General features: G+C 37.2%; 20 protein-coding genes. 13 read left to right on the top strand and 7 right to left on the bottom strand.

What is annotated here, in order from left to right:
* Window positions 1-35 precede the first annotated feature (35 nt).
* The 3 genes from C9J38_RS10635 to C9J38_RS10625 all read left to right on the top strand — a co-directional run bounded on the left by C9J38_RS10635 (window position 36) and on the right by C9J38_RS10625 (window position 1,849).
* Window positions 36-557, top strand: a complete 522-nt coding sequence (locus C9J38_RS10635) for a hypothetical protein (RefSeq protein ID WP_107207061.1) — start codon at window positions 36-38, stop codon at window positions 555-557.
* A gap of 31 nt (window positions 558-588) precedes the next feature.
* Entirely contained in the window at window positions 589-972 is a 384-nt protein-coding gene (locus C9J38_RS10630; protein ID WP_107207060.1) for a VOC family protein, read from the top strand.
* A gap of 88 nt (window positions 973-1,060) precedes the next feature.
* Entirely contained in the window at window positions 1,061-1,849 is a 789-nt protein-coding gene (locus C9J38_RS10625; RefSeq protein ID WP_107207059.1) for a ParA family protein, read from the top strand.
* Between the two features lie 59 nt (window positions 1,850-1,908).
* Here the strand turns inward: C9J38_RS10625 and C9J38_RS10620 are convergent, their stop codons facing one another.
* Complete coding sequence (locus C9J38_RS10620; RefSeq protein WP_107207058.1) at window positions 1,909-2,754, bottom strand: mechanosensitive ion channel family protein; 846 nt, start codon at window positions 2,752-2,754, stop codon at window positions 1,909-1,911.
* Window positions 2,755-3,478: 724 nt separating this feature from the next.
* Here C9J38_RS10620 and C9J38_RS10615 point away from each other — a divergent pair.
* The 3 genes from C9J38_RS10615 (at window position 3,479) to C9J38_RS10605 (ending at window position 8,554) form a co-directional block, all read left to right on the top strand.
* Window positions 3,479-4,912 carry a helicase HerA-like domain-containing protein gene (locus C9J38_RS10615; protein ID WP_107207057.1) on the top strand — a complete coding sequence of 478 codons (1,434 nt, stop codon included), beginning with the start codon at window positions 3,479-3,481 and terminating at the stop codon, window positions 4,910-4,912.
* 149 nt (window positions 4,913-5,061) lie between these two features.
* Window positions 5,062-5,610 (top strand): rhodanese-like domain-containing protein, encoded by a 549-nt coding sequence (locus tag C9J38_RS10610; protein WP_107207056.1) that lies wholly within the window; start codon window positions 5,062-5,064, stop codon window positions 5,608-5,610.
* A 388-nt stretch (window positions 5,611-5,998) separates the two neighbouring features.
* Window positions 5,999-8,554 carry a glycosyl hydrolase family 18 protein gene (locus C9J38_RS10605; RefSeq protein WP_107207055.1) on the top strand — a complete coding sequence of 852 codons (2,556 nt, stop codon included), beginning with the start codon at window positions 5,999-6,001 and terminating at the stop codon, window positions 8,552-8,554.
* Between the two features lie 187 nt (window positions 8,555-8,741).
* On the opposite strand, the gene C9J38_RS10600 is transcribed toward C9J38_RS10605, so the two are convergent.
* Window positions 8,742-9,164: a DUF3010 family protein gene (locus C9J38_RS10600; RefSeq protein ID WP_006644285.1), complete on the bottom strand. Its 423-nt coding sequence runs from the start codon at window positions 9,162-9,164 to the stop codon at window positions 8,742-8,744.
* A 396-nt stretch (window positions 9,165-9,560) separates the two neighbouring features.
* On the opposite strand from C9J38_RS10600, the gene C9J38_RS10595 reads away from it, so the two are divergent.
* Together C9J38_RS10595 and C9J38_RS21895 are read left to right on the top strand one after the other, a co-directional pair.
* Window positions 9,561-12,347, top strand: a complete 2,787-nt coding sequence (locus tag C9J38_RS10595; RefSeq protein WP_158259503.1) for a pitrilysin family protein — start codon at window positions 9,561-9,563, stop codon at window positions 12,345-12,347.
* Window positions 12,348-12,550: 203 nt separating this feature from the next.
* Window positions 12,551-12,688 (top strand): hypothetical protein, encoded by a 138-nt coding sequence (locus C9J38_RS21895; protein WP_181316924.1) that lies wholly within the window; start codon window positions 12,551-12,553, stop codon window positions 12,686-12,688.
* A 58-nt stretch (window positions 12,689-12,746) separates the two neighbouring features.
* On the opposite strand, the gene C9J38_RS10590 is transcribed toward C9J38_RS21895, so the two are convergent.
* Both C9J38_RS10590 and C9J38_RS10585 read right to left on the bottom strand, forming a co-directional pair.
* Window positions 12,747-13,097 (bottom strand): hypothetical protein, encoded by a 351-nt coding sequence (locus tag C9J38_RS10590; RefSeq protein ID WP_005364069.1) that lies wholly within the window; start codon window positions 13,095-13,097, stop codon window positions 12,747-12,749.
* An 86-nt stretch (window positions 13,098-13,183) separates the two neighbouring features.
* A complete protein-coding gene (locus C9J38_RS10585; protein WP_107207053.1) occupies window positions 13,184-13,705 on the bottom strand; it encodes a M48 family metallopeptidase in 522 nt (173 codons plus the stop codon).
* Window positions 13,706-13,834: 129 nt separating this feature from the next.
* On the opposite strand from C9J38_RS10585, the gene C9J38_RS10580 reads away from it, so the two are divergent.
* The 3 genes from C9J38_RS10580 to C9J38_RS10570 all read left to right on the top strand — a co-directional run bounded on the left by C9J38_RS10580 (window position 13,835) and on the right by C9J38_RS10570 (window position 15,711).
* Window positions 13,835-14,287 (top strand): isoprenylcysteine carboxylmethyltransferase family protein, encoded by a 453-nt coding sequence (locus C9J38_RS10580; RefSeq protein WP_107207052.1) that lies wholly within the window; start codon window positions 13,835-13,837, stop codon window positions 14,285-14,287.
* Window positions 14,288-14,434: 147 nt separating this feature from the next.
* Entirely contained in the window at window positions 14,435-14,968 is a 534-nt protein-coding gene (mog, locus tag C9J38_RS10575; RefSeq protein ID WP_105061821.1) for a molybdopterin adenylyltransferase, read from the top strand.
* Between the two features lie 464 nt (window positions 14,969-15,432).
* On the top strand, window positions 15,433-15,711 hold the full coding sequence (locus C9J38_RS10570; RefSeq protein WP_107207051.1) for a molybdenum cofactor biosynthesis protein: 279 nt from the start codon (window positions 15,433-15,435) through the stop codon (window positions 15,709-15,711).
* A gap of 71 nt (window positions 15,712-15,782) precedes the next feature.
* Here the strand turns inward: C9J38_RS10570 and C9J38_RS10565 are convergent, their stop codons facing one another.
* Complete coding sequence (locus tag C9J38_RS10565; protein WP_045152230.1) at window positions 15,783-16,271, bottom strand: CreA family protein; 489 nt, start codon at window positions 16,269-16,271, stop codon at window positions 15,783-15,785.
* Window positions 16,272-16,772: 501 nt separating this feature from the next.
* Here C9J38_RS10565 and C9J38_RS10560 point away from each other — a divergent pair.
* Window positions 16,773-17,108, top strand: coding sequence for a hypothetical protein (locus tag C9J38_RS10560; protein WP_005364081.1), 336 nt, complete (start codon window positions 16,773-16,775; stop codon window positions 17,106-17,108).
* A 178-nt stretch (window positions 17,109-17,286) separates the two neighbouring features.
* Window positions 17,287-19,047, top strand: coding sequence for a lysophospholipid acyltransferase family protein (locus C9J38_RS10555; RefSeq protein WP_107207050.1), 1,761 nt, complete (start codon window positions 17,287-17,289; stop codon window positions 19,045-19,047).
* A gap of 82 nt (window positions 19,048-19,129) precedes the next feature.
* Here C9J38_RS10555 and C9J38_RS10550 read toward each other — a convergent pair whose 3' ends face one another.
* Window positions 19,130-20,164, bottom strand: coding sequence for a DUF2157 domain-containing protein (locus tag C9J38_RS10550; protein WP_107207049.1), 1,035 nt, complete (start codon window positions 20,162-20,164; stop codon window positions 19,130-19,132).
* 63 nt (window positions 20,165-20,227) lie between these two features.
* Window positions 20,228-20,533 (bottom strand): DUF1289 domain-containing protein, encoded by a 306-nt coding sequence (locus tag C9J38_RS10545; protein WP_107207048.1) that lies wholly within the window; start codon window positions 20,531-20,533, stop codon window positions 20,228-20,230.
* Window positions 20,534-20,565: the final 32 nt, after the last annotated feature.

Genomic DNA, 20,565 nt, shown 5'->3' with positions numbered 1-20,565 from the left:
GTCGTTTTAATACAGGTAATAGAAAAGATTTTTAAATGAAAAAAGTATTCTCATCTATATTGCTGTTTTTGGGTGGATTGACATTGTCAGGTTGTGCCCAGCATTATGCGGCAATCAGTGATATTCCGTTTGCTGATGCTAACTTTAAACGTTGCGTCATTTTGCAAGGCAAAGTATATAGCGAACACATTACTGAGTTGAAATGTGACGGTTTACATATATCAAAAATTAAAGAATTAAGTAACTTTCCTAACTTACAACAGTTAGATTTATCACATAATCATTTAACCCAGCTTGATGTTAGTCATAATCCAAAATTAGCGCTACTTAGTGTTGAAAATAACCAGCTTAATAAATTGAATATTAAGCATAATAAAAAATTAAGAGTGCTTAATGTGAGTTTCAATCACTTAGTATCGCTTGATGTGAAAAAAAATAAAGATCTCACGTATTTAAATTATTCAGGAAATCATATTAAAGATGTGGATATTCAGAATAATCCACATTTATTAGCCCCTTATGAAAAAGCCTACATTACTAATGGCCCCTCTAATTAATCTCGTTAAAATCAGATAAGGAAAGCATTTTATGTTTAACGGAATGCATCATGTTGCGATCATATGCTCTGATTATCAGCGTTCTAAGTACTTCTATAGTCAAATATTAAAACTAGAGATCATTAATGAAACCTATAGAGCGCAACGTCAGTCGTACAAACTCGATCTACGTTTACCAGATAATAGCCAAATCGAACTGTTTTCTTTTCCTGATGCACCTCAAAGACCCAGTTATCCTGAGGCCCAAGGGCTACGTCATCTGGCGTTTTCAGTTGATGATGTGGAATCTGTAGCAGCATATTTAGTTGAACATCATATTGAGGTAGAAGCGATCCGTATTGATGAATTAACGGGAAAGAAATTTACTTTTTTTAGCGATCCAGATGGATTACCACTTGAGTTGTATCAGTCTTAACGTTGAGAAGTGTGGGTTTTTAGCTAACAAAGATATGCATATAAGGGTATATTGTATTGGTTAATAATTAATCATTGGAAGGGATGTAATGCGCAGGATTATATTTAATCAGAAAGGTGGGGTGGGTAAATCAAGTATTACCGTAAATTTAGCGGCTATTAGTGCGGCGAAAGGGTACAAGACATTGGTGATAGATCTCGATGTACAAGGTAATTCAAGCCATTATTTAGGGTTCGATATTAATCAAAAAAGCGATAAAACCATTGCTGATTTACTTAATCAAACCGCTTCTTGGTTTTCAATGGCATCACCAACATTGGATTACCCCCAACCGACCGATTATGATAATTTATTTCTTATTCCATCGAGCCCCAAATTAGATAAATTAGAGCCAGAATTAGAACGCCGCTATAAGATCTATAAGTTACGTGAAACATTAGATGAATTAGAAAAAGAATATGAACACATTTATATTGATACCCCACCAAATCTAAATTTTTATACTAAGTCGGGATTAATTGCGGCGCATAACTTATTGATTCCATTTGATTGTGATAGTTTTTCACAACAGGCATTGATCAATTTAATGGACAATTTAGCAGAGCTTCGAGACGATCATAATCGTGAGTTGTCATTAGAAGGTATTGTGGTCAATATGTTTAATGCTCAGGCAAATTTTCCCCGTCAAATTATTGAGAGTGTCAAAGAATTAGGCTTCCCAGTATTAGAGCCTTATCTACCTCAATCGATCAAAATGAAAGAATCACATTTTCAACAAATCCCGCTTATTCATTTCCAACCAAAGCATAAGTTAACTCAGCAATTTTCGCTATTACATCAACAATTAAGTGATGTTAAACAAGCTGTCAAAAGTTAGCCGTATTTTTTATTGCTTACAATTAAAAAGAGCGAGATTAATGCTCGCTCTTTTTCAGGTTAGTCATCTTTGTTGGGAAAATGCTTTTCGTATTCTTCCATAAAATCTTGTCGAATTTCTTGCTCTAAATGTGTCGCTTGCTCTGTTGGACAAAATAACATGAAGTGAACAATTTGTTCGCCTGTCGCACCACTACTGATATGGATGTGTGGCTCTGAGCCCGGTAAATCAACACCCGCATGTTTTTCTATCATGCTGTTATAGCGACGAGCGACGTCTATAAAATCTTCACAATGGTGCTCTATTTTTTTGACCATAGTTGGTAGTAAAGGGTAGAGGTTGAGGAAATTGGGTACGACGATAGAAAAGTTATGGTAAACATAACGCTTCATAAAATTGAGGTTTTTTACTGGGTAAGTGAAAAACATACTATTAGGTAAGGTTGCTGTTTTCCCTGTGTAATGATATTGGCCATGATGAAGATCGATTTCTTGGATAACCGTTGCCATCATATTGTGTTCGATGACTTCGCCGCATAACTTGCCCACTTCAATCCAGTCACCGATTCGAAACGAACGTGAGCTTGCGCGTTGAATTGATCCTGTAATACAAAGAATAATTTCTTTCGATGCGACAACAATGGCAACCGCGATCGCTGTGACAGATAATGCAAACTCATTAATTTCTGAGCGCCAAAGGATAAAGAGTAAAAGGATAAGAATAGAAAAGGTGCCATTTTTGGTTCGAGACATCCATTTTCGTTGTTCTTCTGAAAGAAAGAGTTCTTCCCCTCGAATTTTGGTCAAAACCAGACGACGGATCAGTGAAACAATCACAATGATCAGAGCACTTAGTAGTAATTTGTGTGCGATGAGGAAATTAATAACTTCCGTAACCTTATCCATCGTTATTCCTTTTTATTTCAATACATCAATAAAGAGTTATATCAAAAAAAACAGATGAATGTGTTAGAGAAATCAAAACTTTATAGAATTGGGTATAAGACAACTTGGTATTTGAAAATAGAGTACAGAGAAAAAGAGCGATAAGCTCCTTTAAAAATGTGATGAGATCTTATTTATTATCGCGTTTGTATCATTCAGTAAAAGAACGTTGGTAAGCGACGGCAATTTTTTTGATGATTTAGTTGGGTGTTAATGGTGAGTGCAATATGAGGTTTTTGATAAAAACAGCCATTATCGAGGAGATAATTAGTGAAACTATCAAAAGTCCATGTTAACTGATTCTATTTAGAGCTTGATATTCATGTTAGTGTTTTCATTGGGTGTTTTTTATACGGAGGTGATGGTGAAAAAACAAGTATGGACACAGTTCAGAAGATAAAGCACAAGCATATAATGAGTTTGTAGTGTTTAGCTCAGTAACAGTCGTCTCTTTACTTGCTAGCATCGCAGGCTTAATAACATGATTGGTTGGTATCAGCTTACCCTTCTTGTCATTCCATTCATGTTCGTCATTATAGCTATGTTATTTATGTTTAAACCTAAATTAATAGTTTCGATTTAACCTCAAAAGTAACGCTATGTTTATGATTATTTATCGTAATTTTAAGGACTTCAGTCTAAGTTTGATAAAGATAGAATCATAAAATGTAGAGAATCTCTGAGTATGAAAAGTGACATAATTCTTATCGGTAAGGGCGAAAACAAAATTGGGATCCATCCTAAATATGCCAATCGTCATGGTTTTATTGCTGGAGCAACAGGTACAGGTAAAACGGTAACACTTCAATGTTTAGCTGAGGGTTTTTCATCCCTTGGTGTCCCCGTTTTTCTTGCTGACGTAAAAGGTGACTTATCAGGTATGGCGAAGGCTGGTACTGATAACGCCGTTGTTCAAAAACGTTGTCGAGAAATTGGTATTGATGATTTTCAATTTACTTCCTTTCCCGTTGAGTTCTGGGATTTGTTTGGGAAGGAAGGGGCAAAAATCCGCGCGACGTTAGAAGACATGGGACCGCTATTATTAAGTCGTTTGTTAGATTGTAATGATGTCCAAGAAGGGCTAATTAATTTAGCGTTTGAATATGCAGAACAAAACCAAATGCCGATGTTGGATTTGGATGATTTTTCTACCGCACTAAATTACTTAGGCGATAACTCAAAACAACTGGGTGGGATGTACGGACGTATCAGTAAGTCCTCTATTGCTGCTATTGAGCGGCGTTTATTGGGCTTTAAACGCCAAGGTGGTAGCGAGTTTTTTGGTGAGCCAGCATTGGATTACCATGATTTCATGAAAACTGCCGCAGATGGTCGAGGCATTATAAATATTCTGGATGCAAGTACCTTGATCCAATCACCAAAGTTGTACTCAACCTTCTTATTATGGTTGTTGTCTGAGCTTTATGAAAACCTACCGGAAGTCGGTGATCTCGATAAACCTAAATTTGTGTTCTTTTTCGATGAGGCTCATCTCCTGTTTGATGATGTACCGAAGGTCTTCTTAGATCAGATTGAGCAAGTGGTACGTTTGATCCGCTCTAAAGCGGTTGGGATCTATTTTGTAAGTCAAAATCCAACCGATATTCCAGATTCAGTATTAGGACAGCTGGGTAATCGCATTCAACATGCGTTACGTGCCTATACCCCAAAAGAGAGAAAAGCCGTAAAAGTTGCAGCTGAATCATTTAGGGATAACCCAAATTTAGATGTAGTTACCTTACTGGGTGAATTAGGCGTAGGTGAAGCACTAGTATCAGTATTAGAAGAGGGCGGTGTACCATCGGTAGTTGAACATGCCACTATTCGCCCTCCAGAGTCGCAAATTGGTCCTATTCGTGCTGATAAGCGCATTGAAATGCTAAACGCCAGTCAGTATTTTCAGCAATATAAAGTAGCAGTGAATCGTGAGTCAGCCCATGAGATATTAAATAAGCGCACAGAGCAGAAAAAGCAGCAAACACAAGAAGCTGAACATGAACGTGCAAGTATTCGAAAACCTCGTCGCTCTCAGCGCCAAACATACACTGAATCGTTTATTAAAACCTTATTAAGGCAACTTGCGAATGCAATCGTAAGAGCGTTATTCAAGCGGCGTTAATTTGATGACTAAATCTCTTCTGTGTTATCGATAAAGAGATACGGTGTAAATCTTATATTGTTGTCGATAAATATGTTACTGAGCCCATGGCTTTTTTATAAGAAAAGCGTAAGGTCTTAAGCTTCTATTTTTAAAGGATAATAGTAGACGTGCATATTTTTACAGATAGAAAAAAAATCCTGATTGATACGCGAAGTTCTGATGAGTTCTTAGCGGGTCATGTTGAAGGTAGTGTATTTGTTGGATTTGGCGGGAAACAATTTAAATGGTGGCTTGAATTAATGCTGCCGGATAAAGACATTCAATTAGGCGTTATTGCTTCACCTAATAATCAAGACCAAGTAAAAGAAACATTGCAATCACTAGGTTATACCCATATCCGTTTTCAAGCGCTTGAGGGGACACTGTCTCAGGTTGAACACATATCTGCTGAAACGTTAGTAACGAAGGCATCAGATCTAAATATTTTAGATGTGCGTGAACAAGATGAAATAGCAAAAGGTGCGCTACCTAATGCTGAGGCATTACCGTTATCCGATATTGTGCAAGGCAAACTGCCTTCAGAGAAAGATAACTTTGTTGTCCATTGTGCGAGTGGATACCGTTCTTTGATTGCTATCTCATTGCTTAAATTACTACGACAATGCCATTTTATTCAAATTGATGGCGGATTCTCTGCAATTAAACGCCATATATAACTGTTTTATATAAAATTAAGTCATTGATAAATAATGTTTATTGATATTGTTTTTTATAAAAGTTATCGATGGCTTTGTTTTTCTCCTTCTAAAAAAAACTTTTTTTGGCCTAAAAATAGCTTTTCGAGGGGGATTTTTAATACGGTTAAATGTTATCAAAATGTTGTTGATTGTTTGCCTCTTGTTGCAAAATCCATGAAATCTAGAAATTCTTGTACGAATATTTGTGCAAAAGAATTGATCCCTGACTTATTTTTTTTGAAAAATAGCCAGTCTCTGAAATGCTGAATACATGTTTCTACTAATAAAAAAAGTCATACCCTGTACCAGACGTAGAAGCATTATATGCTTAATGTTGAGTATAAATTCAAGGATTGAGAGATAGATTATGATTCGATTTAACCTTTGTGCAGCAGGAATATCCCTTGCACTGTCAGGCGCTGCTTTCGCGGCCCCTACGGCACCAAGCATTGATCTGTATGGTTCTAACAACCTTCAGTTCTCTAAAATTGAGCTAGCGATGGAAACAACATCTGGCTATAACGACATGGTTAAATACCATGACAAAGCTAAGATTAATGTGAAATTTAACCAATGGAGTGGTAAATCAGGCGATACTTACAACATCTATTTTGATGGTGAAAAGGTCGCATCTGGTCCAATCAAAGGTAGTCAAACCACCGCTTCTTTTGAGTACGAGCAAGGCGGCTTGTACCAAATGGAAATCGAAGCCTGTGACGAAACAGGATGTGCGAAAAGTGCGCCAGCACAAATCACCATTGCAGATACAGATGGTTCACACTTACCTCCTCTAGCAATGAATGTTGATCCAAACAACAAATCATTTGATACCGACCCAAGCGTTGTTATGGGGACGTATTTCGTTGAGTGGGGTATCTATGGCCGTGAATATACAGTAGATAACATTCCTGCAGACAACTTGACCCATATTCTTTATGGCTTCATCCCAATTTGTGGTCCAAACGAGTCTGTGAAATCGGTAGGTGGTAATAGCTTCAACGCACTACAAACTGCGTGTAAAGGTGTTAATGATTACGAAGTTGTTATCCATGACCCATGGGCTGCATTCCAAAAGAGCTTTAAGCAAGCAGGTCATGAATATAGCACACCTATCAAGGGTAACTACGCAATGCTAATGGCATTGAAACAGCGTAACCCTGATCTGAAAATTATCCCATCAATCGGTGGCTGGACATTGTCTGACCCATTCTTTGATTTTGTAGATAAAGCAAACCGTGACACATTCGTTGCCTCTGTTGAGAAATTCCTAAAAACGTGGAAATTCTATGATGGTGTAGATATTGACTGGGAATTCCCTGGTGGCGGCGGCCAAGCAGCAGATCGTGGTGATGTAGTAAAAGATGGTCCTGCTTACATTGCTTTAATGCGTGAACTGCGTGCGATGCTTGATAAGCTAGAAGCTGATACAGGTCGTACTTATGAGCTAACATCAGCAATCGGTGTTGGTTACGATAAAATTGAAGACGTTGATTATGGCGAAGCTATCCAATACATGGATTACATCTTCGCAATGACATACGACTTCTACGGCGGTTGGAACAACGTTCCTGGTCACCAAACAGCACTTTACTGTGGTAACTTCATGCGTCCTGGTCAGTGTGACGGTACTGGTCTAGATGAAAATGGCGAACCGTACAAAGGACCTGCATACACCTCTGATATTGGTATTCAGTTACTGCTAGATCAGGGCGTTCCTGCTAACAAACTGGTTCTTGGTGCTGCAATGTATGGTCGTGGTTGGACGGGTGTAACACCTGATACGCTAACAGATCCAACAGATCCAATGACAGGTACAGGTACTGGCAAACTGACGGGCAGCAAAGCTCAAGGTGTTTGGGAAGACGGCGTTATTGATTACAAAGGCATTAAATCATACATGCTTGGTGCTAACAGCCAAGGTATCAATGGCTTTGAATATGGTTACGATGAGCAAGCAGAAGCACCGTATGTGTGGAATCGTTCAACAGGTGACTTGATCACATTTGATGATGAGCGTTCTGTTAAAGCTAAAGGTAACTACGTTAAATCACTTGGCCTTGCTGGTTTATTCTCATGGGAAATTGATGCGGATAACGGTGATATCCTAAATGCAATGCATGAAGGTGTATCGGGCGCGGTGATTGATAAGCCAAACAAGGCACCAACAGCAGCAGCTGGCGTGGATCAAACGGTTTCAGGTCCTGCATCTGTAACACTTGATGGTTCAAGCTCGAAAGACTCAGATGGTAGCATTGCTAGTTATGCTTGGGAGCAAGTATCAGGTACAGCGGTAGCATTAACTGGTGCTGATTCTGCTACAGCAAGTTTTGCCGCTGCAGAAGTGGTAGAAGCTGAGCAATTAACGTTCAAACTAACAGTAACAGATAACAAAGGTGCATCGTCATCAGATACTGTTGTTGTCACTGTAACCCCTAAAGATGTTGTCGTACCACCAACAAACACGGCACCAGTTGCAAGTGTAACTGCACCACAAACAGCAAACGCTGGCGATGTAGTTGTTGTTGATGCATCAGCTTCTTCTGATGCAGATGCGGGTGATACGCTAACATTTGATTGGACATTACCAGCTGGTGTTAATGCAACAGTTAATGGTTCACAAGTACTATTTACTGCGGCTGAGTACTCGCAAGACACTAACGTAGTCTTTACTGTAACGGTATCTGATGGTGAAGCAAGCTCAAGCGCTTCAGCGACAGTTGTTGTTGCTAAACATACAACGGTAGAGCCACCTGTTGATACATGTGATAACGCATGGGACGCAGCAACAGTTTACACTGGCGGTGACCAAGCGACTAAAGATGGTAAGGTTTGGGAAGCTAAGTGGTGGACACGTGGCGAAGACCCAGCGAAATCTGGTCAATGGGGTGTATGGAAAGAAGTTGGCGTAGCTAACTGTCAATAAGCGTAAAATTAATGAGCTGGTAATAGTGCAGTAATAACCTACTCATCAGCCATTACAACATGCTTTAAGTAATTATCCCCTGAGACATTTAGTGTCTCAGGGGATTTTTTATTATGCGGATAAAAAAGGCGCTAAGCATTAAGCAAAGCGCCTTTAAGATATTGATTACATTATGTTAGTTAATGTATTAACGGCTAAGAAATGCGTAGCCTGTTGTAAATGCAGCTTCTTGGAATTGACGTAAACCGGTATCACGGAAGTCAACCGCCATTGGGTTACGCTTTAGCTTTTGCTTAATGTCAGCATTGGTCATGAAGTTAACATCAACATCTGGAATAAGCTGGATAGCCGATTCTAATTTAAAACCTACTGCGCTACCTGCAAATTTGCCACGCGTTTCACGGTTACGGATAACAACCTTATCTACTTGGTAATCATCCAGTAGCTTTTTAAATGCGAATTGGAAATCACGCATTTGTTGGTTATCTAGAGAATCTTCCATGATGAACTTTTGTGTACGACATTGTGGAATATCGAACATGCCATTTTGAAGTGAAAGAAGGCAAATAACCGCTTCGTTACTACGTAGCTCAACAGCACAAATTTTCATGTTAACACCTGAATCTGAATATTTTGGCGCTTATTGTAGGCGAAAAAGTGATTTGCTGTTAGTACCTATTACATTTTTATCGTTCTTTGAGTTAGAGGCGCCTAATGAGTGAGTCTTCGTAAAGGACAATGAAAGAGAGGGGAAATGAATAAGATGTGTAAACGCATTTTTTCGTAATGGTATAGCGTTGCATTATTTTATGATGAACTACATCGTAAAAATCAAATCATTTTAAGATTGTTAAAAAGTAATATGAATAATTACTACTAAGTATTTTGCGTGGTAGTAGTGACAATGTTTCTTAACTTTTTAAGGGTAATATCGGTTTTTTTTTGTAGAAAGAATGGCTCTGATACAGCAAAGCTAGATTTAGCTATCAATGTTTTAGTGCGTTGTATGAAACAACCAATCATGCATTTAGGGCTATTATTGTTAACCATGGTTGTTTCGGTTAACGCAAGAGCTGATAGTGATCATTTATTATTACCTCAAGATCCGGCTTGGATCACTGGAAAGCTTGTTACAGGTTTTACATATCACATATTGCCAGTTGATGAGCAAAGCGATCGAATACAGTTATATCTTCGCGTTAAAGCGGGCTCTGTACAAGAAACGGATCAGCAAAAAGGTTATGCTCATTTGCTTGAGCATATGGCATTTAATGGCACAAAACATTTTCCTAAAAACGAAATTATCAGGCTTTTTGAGCAAGCTGGATTAGAGTTTGGCCGTGATCTAAATGCTTTTACAAGTTTTGAAAATACCGTCTATCAACTAAGCATTCCTGAGGGTAATGAGCAATTATTAAAAAAAGTTTTACAATATTTAGCTGATATTAGTTATCAAATAAATTTGGAACAAGATGAAATAGCGAAAGAGATAGGTGTTGTCCAAGGTGAAATTTATGCTCGTGCTAATTTAATTGATAATCCTTATATTGCTTATATGGAGAATTTTGGTGAGGGAACTAAATATCAATATCAGAAAATAACAGGTACAGTTAATAGTATAAAGAAAGCTACACATAAAGGTCTTAAGGCTTACTATGATAGTTGGTATCACCCTACTAATATGGAGCTTTTAATTGTAGGAAATGTAAAAGAGAAGACCACAGTTAAATTTATAAAAGAACAGTTCTCTGATTTTAAAGGGTATCGTCAATTAGAGTTGAAACAACCACCGCATTTACCAACCTTTAAGCAAACGCCTTTTACCGTTTTTAGCTCACAGATAAAAGAAGAAACGTCATCGCTTGTATTTAATTTGTCAGATTATCAATATAAAACGTATCAAGATGATTATCATAATAGATTAGTTAACTTTTTGAATCAATTGATTAATCATCGTTTAACGCGAAGTAATGAGTTGTTAAAAACACCTTATAAATATGCATATTCTTATCTTGGGACACCGAATGATGCCGGTAATAAGTGGGTTTACTCATTAGGTGTTGGTCATGATAATTTTTATAAGAATAGAAGCGGAGCAATAAAATTTTTAGCAACTGAAGTGGCTAGATTACATCAATATGGTTTCACCAATGAAGAGTTTGAGCTACAAAAAAATTTATTATCAGCACAGATAATAAAATCAAATGTTGATTATAAAAATCAGAAATCAGTTGATATTATAAACAGAGCGTTAGATTCATTAATACATAATAAAGTGAATGTTTCTCCATCGTTAGATAACACTTTAGCGAAAAAATTTTTAGCTGAAATACGTTTAGATGAAATTAATAATTTTACGTCTGAAGTATTAGTTAACCCACAATTTAGCGCGTTTTATACAAAAGGGGCAGGGGCTCCAGATACAGATAAGATTATTGCTGATATTCAGCAGATTCTTTTGACTAAGCAGAGTCTACCTAATGGTAGTTTGGTCACAGAGAGTAAAGCATTAATCGTCAATTTACCTTCCTTAGGTAAAATTGTTAAAAGTAGTGATCATCCTAAATATAATATGCAAGAATTACATTTAGACAATGGCGTCGCGGTTTTATTACAGCCTGATGCCAGTGCTGATGGAAAAGTGTATTTAGAATTTTCAGCGCCAGGTGGTATTACAATACTTGATCCTAAATATAGAGCTGCTGCTGTTGCGTTAACCGATATATATTTTAACAGTGGTTTGTCAGGTATGACGAATCAGCAAACGACACAGTTGTTTCAACTCAATAATACTCAGCTAATTCCTTATATTAGCAATACTACACAAGGCTTCACGATAGAAACGGTGGCAGACAATTTAGATTTTGCGATGTCGAGTATTTATGCTGCTATGTTAAACGGAGAAATTGATGACACTGTGTTTCACCATGTTAAGCAATCTATGATTCAATGGACCAGAAATAATGATCCTAACTTTGAGTCGGTCACGAAAGGTGACTTGTTTTCACATAATCCTTATGAAGGTAAGTTATCACTTAAACAGTTATATGATCTTGATAAAGACAAAGTCAAAACTGTATATAAGCGGTTATTTGGTCATGCGAATGGGTATAAACTCACTGTAATTGGTGATTTTGAACCGTTAAAAGCGAAAGCCTTAATAGAAAAATATATAGGTAGCTTACCAGAAGGCAAAAAGCATCAATATACAACGAAAAAACAACCCGTTTTAAATAAGAAAGTGAGTTTAAAAAGGGGGATTAATAAATTAGATCGTGCAGATTTAGTGTTTAATTTTATTTTTGAGGCAACAGAACCGAATATTAAAGATATATATGCATCGGATCTTATCTCTCGAATCTTACAAAGAAAAATGCTTACCTATGTTAGAGAAGAACTCTCGCTGACCTATTCACCTAACGCTTGGTGTGGCTCTGCAACACCTGGAAGTAATTATGCACGATGTCAGATAAACGTGGTAACTGATAAAAAAGATGCAAAAAAAGGTATTGAGGCGGTGGAGTATGCATTAGCTGATCTTTATAAAACAGGAGTACCGCAATTTGAGTTGGATGAGCATAAAAAAGCTTTAGTTTTAGCGATGCTTGATAATGATAAGTTGCCGAAAGATCGGGCTTGGTTTGTTCATCGAGATTTTATCAATGGCTTTCCTATCGGTGCAGTTCTAGAGCCACAAACTGTGGTTGATGAAATTGATAAGGCTTATATTGACTCATTGATTAACCACTATTTAAAAAATGCGGGGCAGGTCACTTTAACTGTTTTACCTTAGCGTTTTTCAGTGATAAAGCTTTTTAAATTAAATAAGGATAATAAAACTAGAAAACTGTTCCATATTTCTATATTCATGACGTTTTAGTCAGTGTAATTGCATCGATAATGGTGAAATAGGGAAGGGGAAAATCGCATTTGTTCTGTTTTTAGTTACGGTTATTTTTAGCAAACTGAGTACAGTTTCTAGAGAGGAGAACCGTTATGACTATAACGAATGTGATGTCGCAATTTTACCTTCAACGTCTTAATGATACTGAAAATAACGAAGAATATGATGCCATAATCAAAATGCTTACGTTATGTAACTGGGTGCCTCGTGTTCAAGATGAAGAAGAATAAGTGTGTAGCTAGAAACCGCCAATAAAAGAACGTTATTGGCGGTGTAAATTCTTTCGTATTAGCTACGTTTTGCAGGTGTGTACGAACGACCTGCAGCTTGATACGTTTCTTTATCGTTAATTTCAAAGGTCGTGTAGAAGAACCATGCAATGAAGCGCATCAGCTCATCATTAGCATTCATTACCCACTCGGCAAACTCTTCTTCTTCGCCTTGATCGTTTTCTTGAGTGAAAACGTGGTAAATACGCTGTTGCCCGTCGATTTCAGCAAGACTAAAGTGACCAATCATTGCTGCTGCTGTTTCTGCAATTTCAGGCTCATCGTTGTCTTTTAAGGCATTTAGGATCGCTGAAACGCTATCGAGTGCTGCCAATTCTTTTACTAAAATCTCAAATTCTTCTTGTTGCATGCTTAATATCTCTGTGACGTTTTACGTTATTGTAATCGTAATTAAATCGACGACCTAATTTTTCCATAGAAAGAGGAGTACTGGCCTTAATCGTTTTTCGGTTGAGAATAAATTGGGCCTAATAGTTCGAGTTGGGTCAGGTACATACGCATATCGAACTCCAATTGGTGATAGCGAGGTTCCATATGGCAACATAATGCGTAGAACGCTTTATTGTGTTCTTTCTCTCGCAAGTGTGCCAATTCATGAACCACAATCATACGCAGGAATTCAAGTGGCGCAGACTTAAAGACGGAAGCAATACGGATTTCATGCTTGGCTTTTAGCTTACTTCCATGAACACGCGAGATGAAGGTATGTAGGCCTAGTGCATGATTAATAACGTTGATCTTATTATCATAAGCCACTTTACTGATCGGTGCTGATTTTTTTAGATAGGCATTTTTAAGTTCAACGACATAATCATACAGTGCTTTTTCTGTTTTGATGTTATGTGGCGTCGGGTAGCGCTTTAAGAGCAGTGTCTTGAGCGTATCATTATCGATAAGCTGTTGTACTTGCTCAGTAAGATGAGTTGGGTAACCCTGTAGATATTTTAGTGGCTGCATAACGTGACAAAATAGATAAAACGGTCATGCTATAAGTTGATCGCATTTGAGGCAAATAAAATATCTACTGGATGTAATTATATCTATAATATCAAAGTGATACTTAATCTGTTTTAGAAGGCTCTCTGTATGTCGTTGCGTGTCCCTCCTCCAATATTATTGTTATTATCCGTGTTAGCCATGTACTTACTTTCTCGCTTTTATCCGATTCTAACCATTGACTTTAGTGGTAAGAGTTTTCTGGTTTCGGTGTTGTGTTTTATTGGCGCTATCCCAGGATTTACAGCGATAATTGCGTTTGCAAAGGCCAATACAACAATTGATCCCCGCCATCCACAGAAAACATCACGGTTGGTGACGACCGGTATTTATCGCTTTACGCGTAACCCAATGTATATAGGATTAGTCTTTTTTCTATTAGCTGTTGCTTTTTATTTTTCTGCGCTGAGTTGCTTTGTGATCGTACCTGTTTTTATATGGGTGATGAACAATTTTCAAATAGAGCCAGAAGAAGAGGTATTACTCGCTATGTTTGGTGAAGAATATTTGCAATATTGTAGAAATGTTCGTCGTTGGTGTTAATACGTCAGACGATATTAATTGATAATAGAGAGTGTAAGGAAAATAACGGTTTACCTCGACGTCATTTTCCTTACACTTGCGAGCACGTGAGTTTATTACTTAAAAGATTAAGTAATAAAGAGACAAAAGAAAACTGAGGGAAAACGAATGAGCAAAGCGAAAATTGGTATTGTTACGGTAAGTGATCGCGCAAGTGCTGGCATTTATGAAGACATTTCAGGCCAAGCGATTATCGATACGCTAAATGATTATTTAACCTCAGAGTGGGAGCCTGTTTATAAGGTGATCCCTGATGAGCAAGATGTGATTGAAGCAACACTTATTGCAATGGCAGACGAAGAAAATTGCAGCCTTATTGTTACGACAGGCGGCACTGGCCCTGCTAAGCGTGACGTGACACCTGAAGCGACTGAAGCGGTTTGCGATCGTATGATGCCAGGTTTTGGTGAGTTGATGCGTGCTGAATCACTTAAGTTTGTACCCACTGCGATATTGTCTCGCCAAACTGCGGGTTTACGTGGCGATAGCTTAATTGTTAATTTACCAGGTAAGCCTAAATCGATTCGTGAATGTTTAGATGCTGTTTTTCCTGCGATTCCATACTGTATTGATTTAATGGATGGTCCATTCTTAGAATGTGATGATGCGGTGATAAAGCCTTTTAGACCAAAACAGAAGTAATATAGCGCTATAAATAAAAAAGTAACCTTATGGTTACTTTTTTATTTAGCCAGAGTAAAAAGGCAGTGTATATATATACAGTATTATGAGTTCCATATCTTTTCTTGTTATTTTTTTGTAAATGAAATTAGTACTTGCTCACGAAATTAAGCATAATATAAATATGAATTCCAAAATTATTTATTCATATTCTCAAAACTGAAATTCAAAAAAAACACGTAAAAAATAAAATCATTTAAAAACATATGGTTAGTTATTTTTGTTTTTTAAATATATACTTAAACTTATATTTGGTGCCTTTTTGAACAGTATTTGACTTTATATTAATCATTTGTTTTTCAATTGCTAATATAATATTCTATGCGACCAAAGAGGAACATCTCTGATATTTATTACACATACTGTGTATTTATCCATTATATAAATAAACAGTATGTTTTATGGTTTTTAAAGCAGGCTAGAATATGGATGTTAAACAAAGCTGGGGTTTTATTTCAATTTCAATTGGCGTTGTATCGCTATTATGGGCAAGTATTTCTTTAAGTGGTATGGTCGGACAAGAGCACGTACTAATGGAAATGGGTGCATATATTCATGCGAGCAGTACTGATTTGCCTAATGCCAATTATGCAGAAAAAGTTTTAGCCGCTGAACGTCATAAAAACTTTGTGGTGTTATTAACGGGCCTTGTCATGGCATTGATCGGCTCGATCATGGTTAAAGGTCGATTTAACAAGTTTTAAATTACTTTTTCTTATCAGAATACCGCAACCATGTATGTTAAAAGTACATGGTTGCGGTGTATAAACCGATATTACTGCGCAGATTGTGGTGTTACGTCTTTGGGTACGTAAGCTTTCGTTCCCCAAAGAGGCACAGTTGATAAGCTATGCTTGTAGCTACCTGATGTTTCTTTTGTTGAGTATGATAAATACATCAATGTTTCAGAAGCAGGATCATAAATACGACGAATTTTCATTGTCTTAAAGAAAATACTTTTCGACTTTTTAAATACCACTTCACCCGATTTTGATTTGTCTATTTTTGCAATCATATCAGGTGTAATTTCACCTGTTTGACGACATGAAATCGATGAATCGGATGGATCTGCAAGGCTTAAATCTGCCTCAATACTTGCTATATGACAGGTAACACCGGGCACTAATGGGTCAACTAAAGTATTTAATTTAATATCTTTGGTGGTAAATACCCCTAGTGATACATCGCCAACTTCATTATCTGAACAACCACTTGTTAATAGCGCTGATGCTACCAATCCTGCCACCATTATGGCTTTTTTCATTATTCTCTCCTTAGTCTATTCGCCGTAATCGATTTGTTTTTATTTACGGTAGATCGAATATATAGCTTTATACGTGAAAAATGTCTTATTTTCACTAAACGTTTGATATTTAAACCACATATTAAGGTTTTGCTATTTTTAGGACAAAAAAAACCGAGATACGGCTTGAGTAACTCGGATAAGTGGCGCTACAAGGCTCCAAATCAAAAATGTTTTGTTAGAGGAAATGCATGAAAATCGAACAATATTGGTCATCGTTGATAGTTGTACGAAAAAAAAATAAGAAAAGTTTAAATTTATTTTTATTTGTTTATCTATATGTTTATTAAAGGTTTTATAGAGTTAGGATAGGGCATGTTAGATTTAAAAAATGTTATACTTATAACGTTTTTTCAAAATTGTGCTTTTCAGAATGAATAAATACACATAGGATAAATGTAACGGTATTGTTACAGGGAAATTTGTTAGGGACTTCACAGTTACTGTCTATGGGAGGATATTATGTCGAATATTCTTACTTTTCCAGTAAAAGAACAACCGAGAGAACGGACACCTTTAGAAACCATTGTTGAGCAGGAACTGCTTGATTTAAATGCTGATCAATACATGATTGATGTCGTTTTAGAGCGAATGGAGAAGTTTTTGGCTCTAGCATCTTTTGAGTTTGATTTAAAAATGAAGGTATCAAAGGAATGTTTAGATGAAATGCATGAGAACGTATTTCCTGCTATATCGGAAATGCAAGCGTCAGTTCGTGACAACATGAATGAAATTCTGACAGAACGTGTATTACATGAGATCCGTCTTTATAATCTTGAAATGCAAGCAGTAAGATAATATATCTATTTTTTTGAGTATCGACTTTGTTACAGATAGCGTTTATAAATAATTTACCGATATAAAGCCACTTTAAACAGTGGCTTTATTTTTGTCATTAAAACGGCAATAGATTGAAACCCCTTCGTCATTTATCCTTTTTATACTGACACCAAATTCGGTGATTTGCGGTGAAAGTATGGAAACGGACACGCCTTTTTTACTTCCAAGAAAAACGCCACTAGGTATTGCTGAGAACGTGGCTGAATGGGTGACAGGACTAAAGCAGCTTAATCAGTATTATTTAAAACGCCCCGTTGATTCAGATAGAACAACTTTTGTGCGCTATGCGTTAGAATCGTTAGGGATTGATTATCAACTCCAACAAGGCTCGGTACAAACGATCCCACAGCAAGGCTCAACCTTGATTGTTGCCAATCATCCTCTTGGCGGTGTGGAAGGCATTATTCTTGCTGAGCTTCTGCTCTCAGTTCGTGCAGATATAAAAATTTTGGCTAATCAATATTTAAAAACAGTGCCTGAATTAGATTCTCTGTTCATTGGCGTTGATGTTTTTGAAAGTCAATCCACAGTAAAAGCGAATGCAAAAGCAGTAAGAGAAGCACATCATCACCTTGCTGCGGGGGGCTTATTGCTGGTATTCCCAGCAGGAGAAGTATCGACTAAAGATCAAAAAAAAAGGTTAGTCGATAAAAGTTGGAATCGCTCGGTCAGTCGCTTTATTCGCCGTCATAAAGCAGTTGTAGTGCCGATTTTTATTAGTGGTGAAAACAGTAAAAAGTTTTATTTAGCAGGGAAAATTCATCCTTTATTACGTACAGCAATGCTTGGGCGAGAGATGCTAAATAAACGCCAACAATGTATAGGGCTAGCGATCGGTGAAGCTATACATTATTCGGAAGTGAAAAATATTAATGATGACTATCAATTAGTTAATTACTTACGGCTCAATACATATCTTTTAGGTTCAAGCTATTTATCTCAGTCAACAAAGCAAGAACCAGTATCGAACCCTGAAATGGCTACGATCCATCCTCCTATCCCAGCTCAATTACTAGCAGCAGAAATTGCACATTTGCCACATGATCAGAAGCTTATTGAAAATTCTCGCTTTGATGTTTATTGCACCACAGCTGCAGACGCGCCACATTTATTAAAAGAAATTGGTAGAGTGCGAGAAGTTAATTTTAGGGCTGTCGGGGAAGGCACTGGAAAAGCATTGGACTTAGATCGGTTTGATGACTTTTATTATCATTTATTCGTATGGGATAAAGAGCAGCAGCAGTTGGTTGGTGCATATCGTTTAGGTGCATCTGATCAAATCATACAGCAGCAAGGGATTGAAGGGTTATACTCAAGAACCTTGTTTAATTATGATCAGGCGTTAGTGAAACAGTTAGGTAATTCATTAGAATTAGGACGTTCTTTTGTTGCTCAGCCTTATCAGCGTAGCCTTAGCCCACTATTGTTACTGTGGAAGGGAATATGCGAATTTGTCTATCGTCATCCGCAATATACGCACTTATTTGGTCCTGTGAGTATAAGTAATGACTATAGTTTAGAGGCTCGCCAATTATTAGCGGCTAGTCTAGAGGTGCACTATTACGATCAGCAGGTAGCAACGTTGGTAAAGCCGAGTTATCCTTTGCCGAAAGGGGATCGTTGTTATCATCATCCCGATATATTGGCCGCGCTTACTGATATTCAACTGCTCTCAAAAGTTGTGAGTCGATTAGATAACGATAAGAAAGGTGTTCCTGTCTTATTAAGGCAATATCTAAGCTTAAATGGCAAGCTACTTTGCTTTAATGTTGATCCTGCTTTTAATGATGCGTTAGATGGTTTAGTTGTGGTTGATTTACGTCAGGTAGCAGAAAAGACGCTGGCTAAGTATATGGGACTTAAAAAGGCCAAACAGTACATAGCCTATCATCGATAGAGATTGAATCGATGACTTTCATAATGGGATAGCTTTACTATTAAGCTATCCCATTTTCATGGTATGGAAGAATGTGTTTTATTTACTGATAAGGTTGCCATAACTTTTCAGCTCGTGTTCCGATAAACCAAAAGCTAAGAGCAAGTATCGCAAAGAAAAGTGCTTTATGGATCTCGCCCCAAAAATACGAGAAATATTCGGTATACAGCACAACTAACATAAAAGTAATACCGAATGTACGCGTCATAACATCATTAGCTTTGATGCCAATAACAATTGCGATAGTACAACAAGTCAAAGCTAAAAGACTCCATGCCCATAACTCCACTTGTTTTATCTGTGACCACTCATGAAAACTGTCATAGTTGCCGAATATAGTCAGTAGCCATAAAAAAGTGAAAAAATAGAACAGTCCAGCAAAACGCGTTGCTTCCGTTAGTGGTTTTACTATTTTTATTTTTGGAAAAAACAGACTAATTAAGATAATGATAGCGCCAAAACAAGTAAATTGTAGCGGAATATTCATTCCTAAAAAGAGGTAATGGCTATCACTTAAATAGGACGTTTCTGAGAGTAAATAAAGCCCTGCGCTTAGTAAGAAAAATAACCAAATTAAAACCGATCTTAACTTGATACCTAACCCACAATAGATGCTGGCAGGAATAGCAATAAATAGACTTTCTCGCCAATGTTCAGCGAGTGTTGTTTTACTTAAAAAACCGACAGAAACAGCTGTGAGTAAAACACCAAAAAAGAAAATGGCTTCATTACTAATGCTTTTTTCAGGGAACTTAGTACGTCTTCTAACACCTAGATAGTATAAAGCGGCGGATAAAAACGCGGTAAAAATAGTTAAAACACTGGCAGGAGTATTAATCAATTTGGCCAATAACGACATTAAATAGTTATCAGCAACTAATAAAATGACGGAGAGGATAAAACAAGCAATAGCTATCCAGAATGAATAAACAGCAAGCAGTTTCCAGTCAAAATTTGCGACTTGATAACTTTGCCGTAAGTGTTCACTTTGTTCCATAGTTACAAGTTTTTCTTGTTCCCAGTGCGCAATAGCTTCATCAAGGATTTGTGCTTTTCTTTTATTAAGCTTAAGTGTCATTTCACTGTCCTAGTAACAAAAGGCGTGCAAAGCGATCTATATAAGTTAGAACGCCATTTATTATTAAGCGAGAGGTTGCTTTGATAAGCACTGACGACATAAGCAGCGTCCTGAAGGACAATCTGCAGTATCGCGTTTATCTAATTCGAAACACCAACACGTTGTCTTTCCCGCACTAATATCGCAATGTGCGGGCTCATGGCATTCAGGGCAAAAATGAGTATCAGGCTGCCCCTTTATTTCAGCCATAACTGATTCTCGCTTGGCATCATCAAAGTTTTGCCATTCGATAACTTCTTTCATGGTGCGTAAGCAACCACTACATATACCATCACTATTTTTACACTTGGCAACACATGGGCTTTTCACTACAAGATCCCTTTTTACGATAATTTTTGATG

This window comes from Photobacterium sp. GB-210 (genome assembly GCF_003026075.1).
Taxonomy (GTDB): Bacteria; Pseudomonadota; Gammaproteobacteria; order Enterobacterales; family Vibrionaceae; genus Photobacterium.
This window is presented reverse-complemented; position numbering and strand designations above follow the sequence as displayed.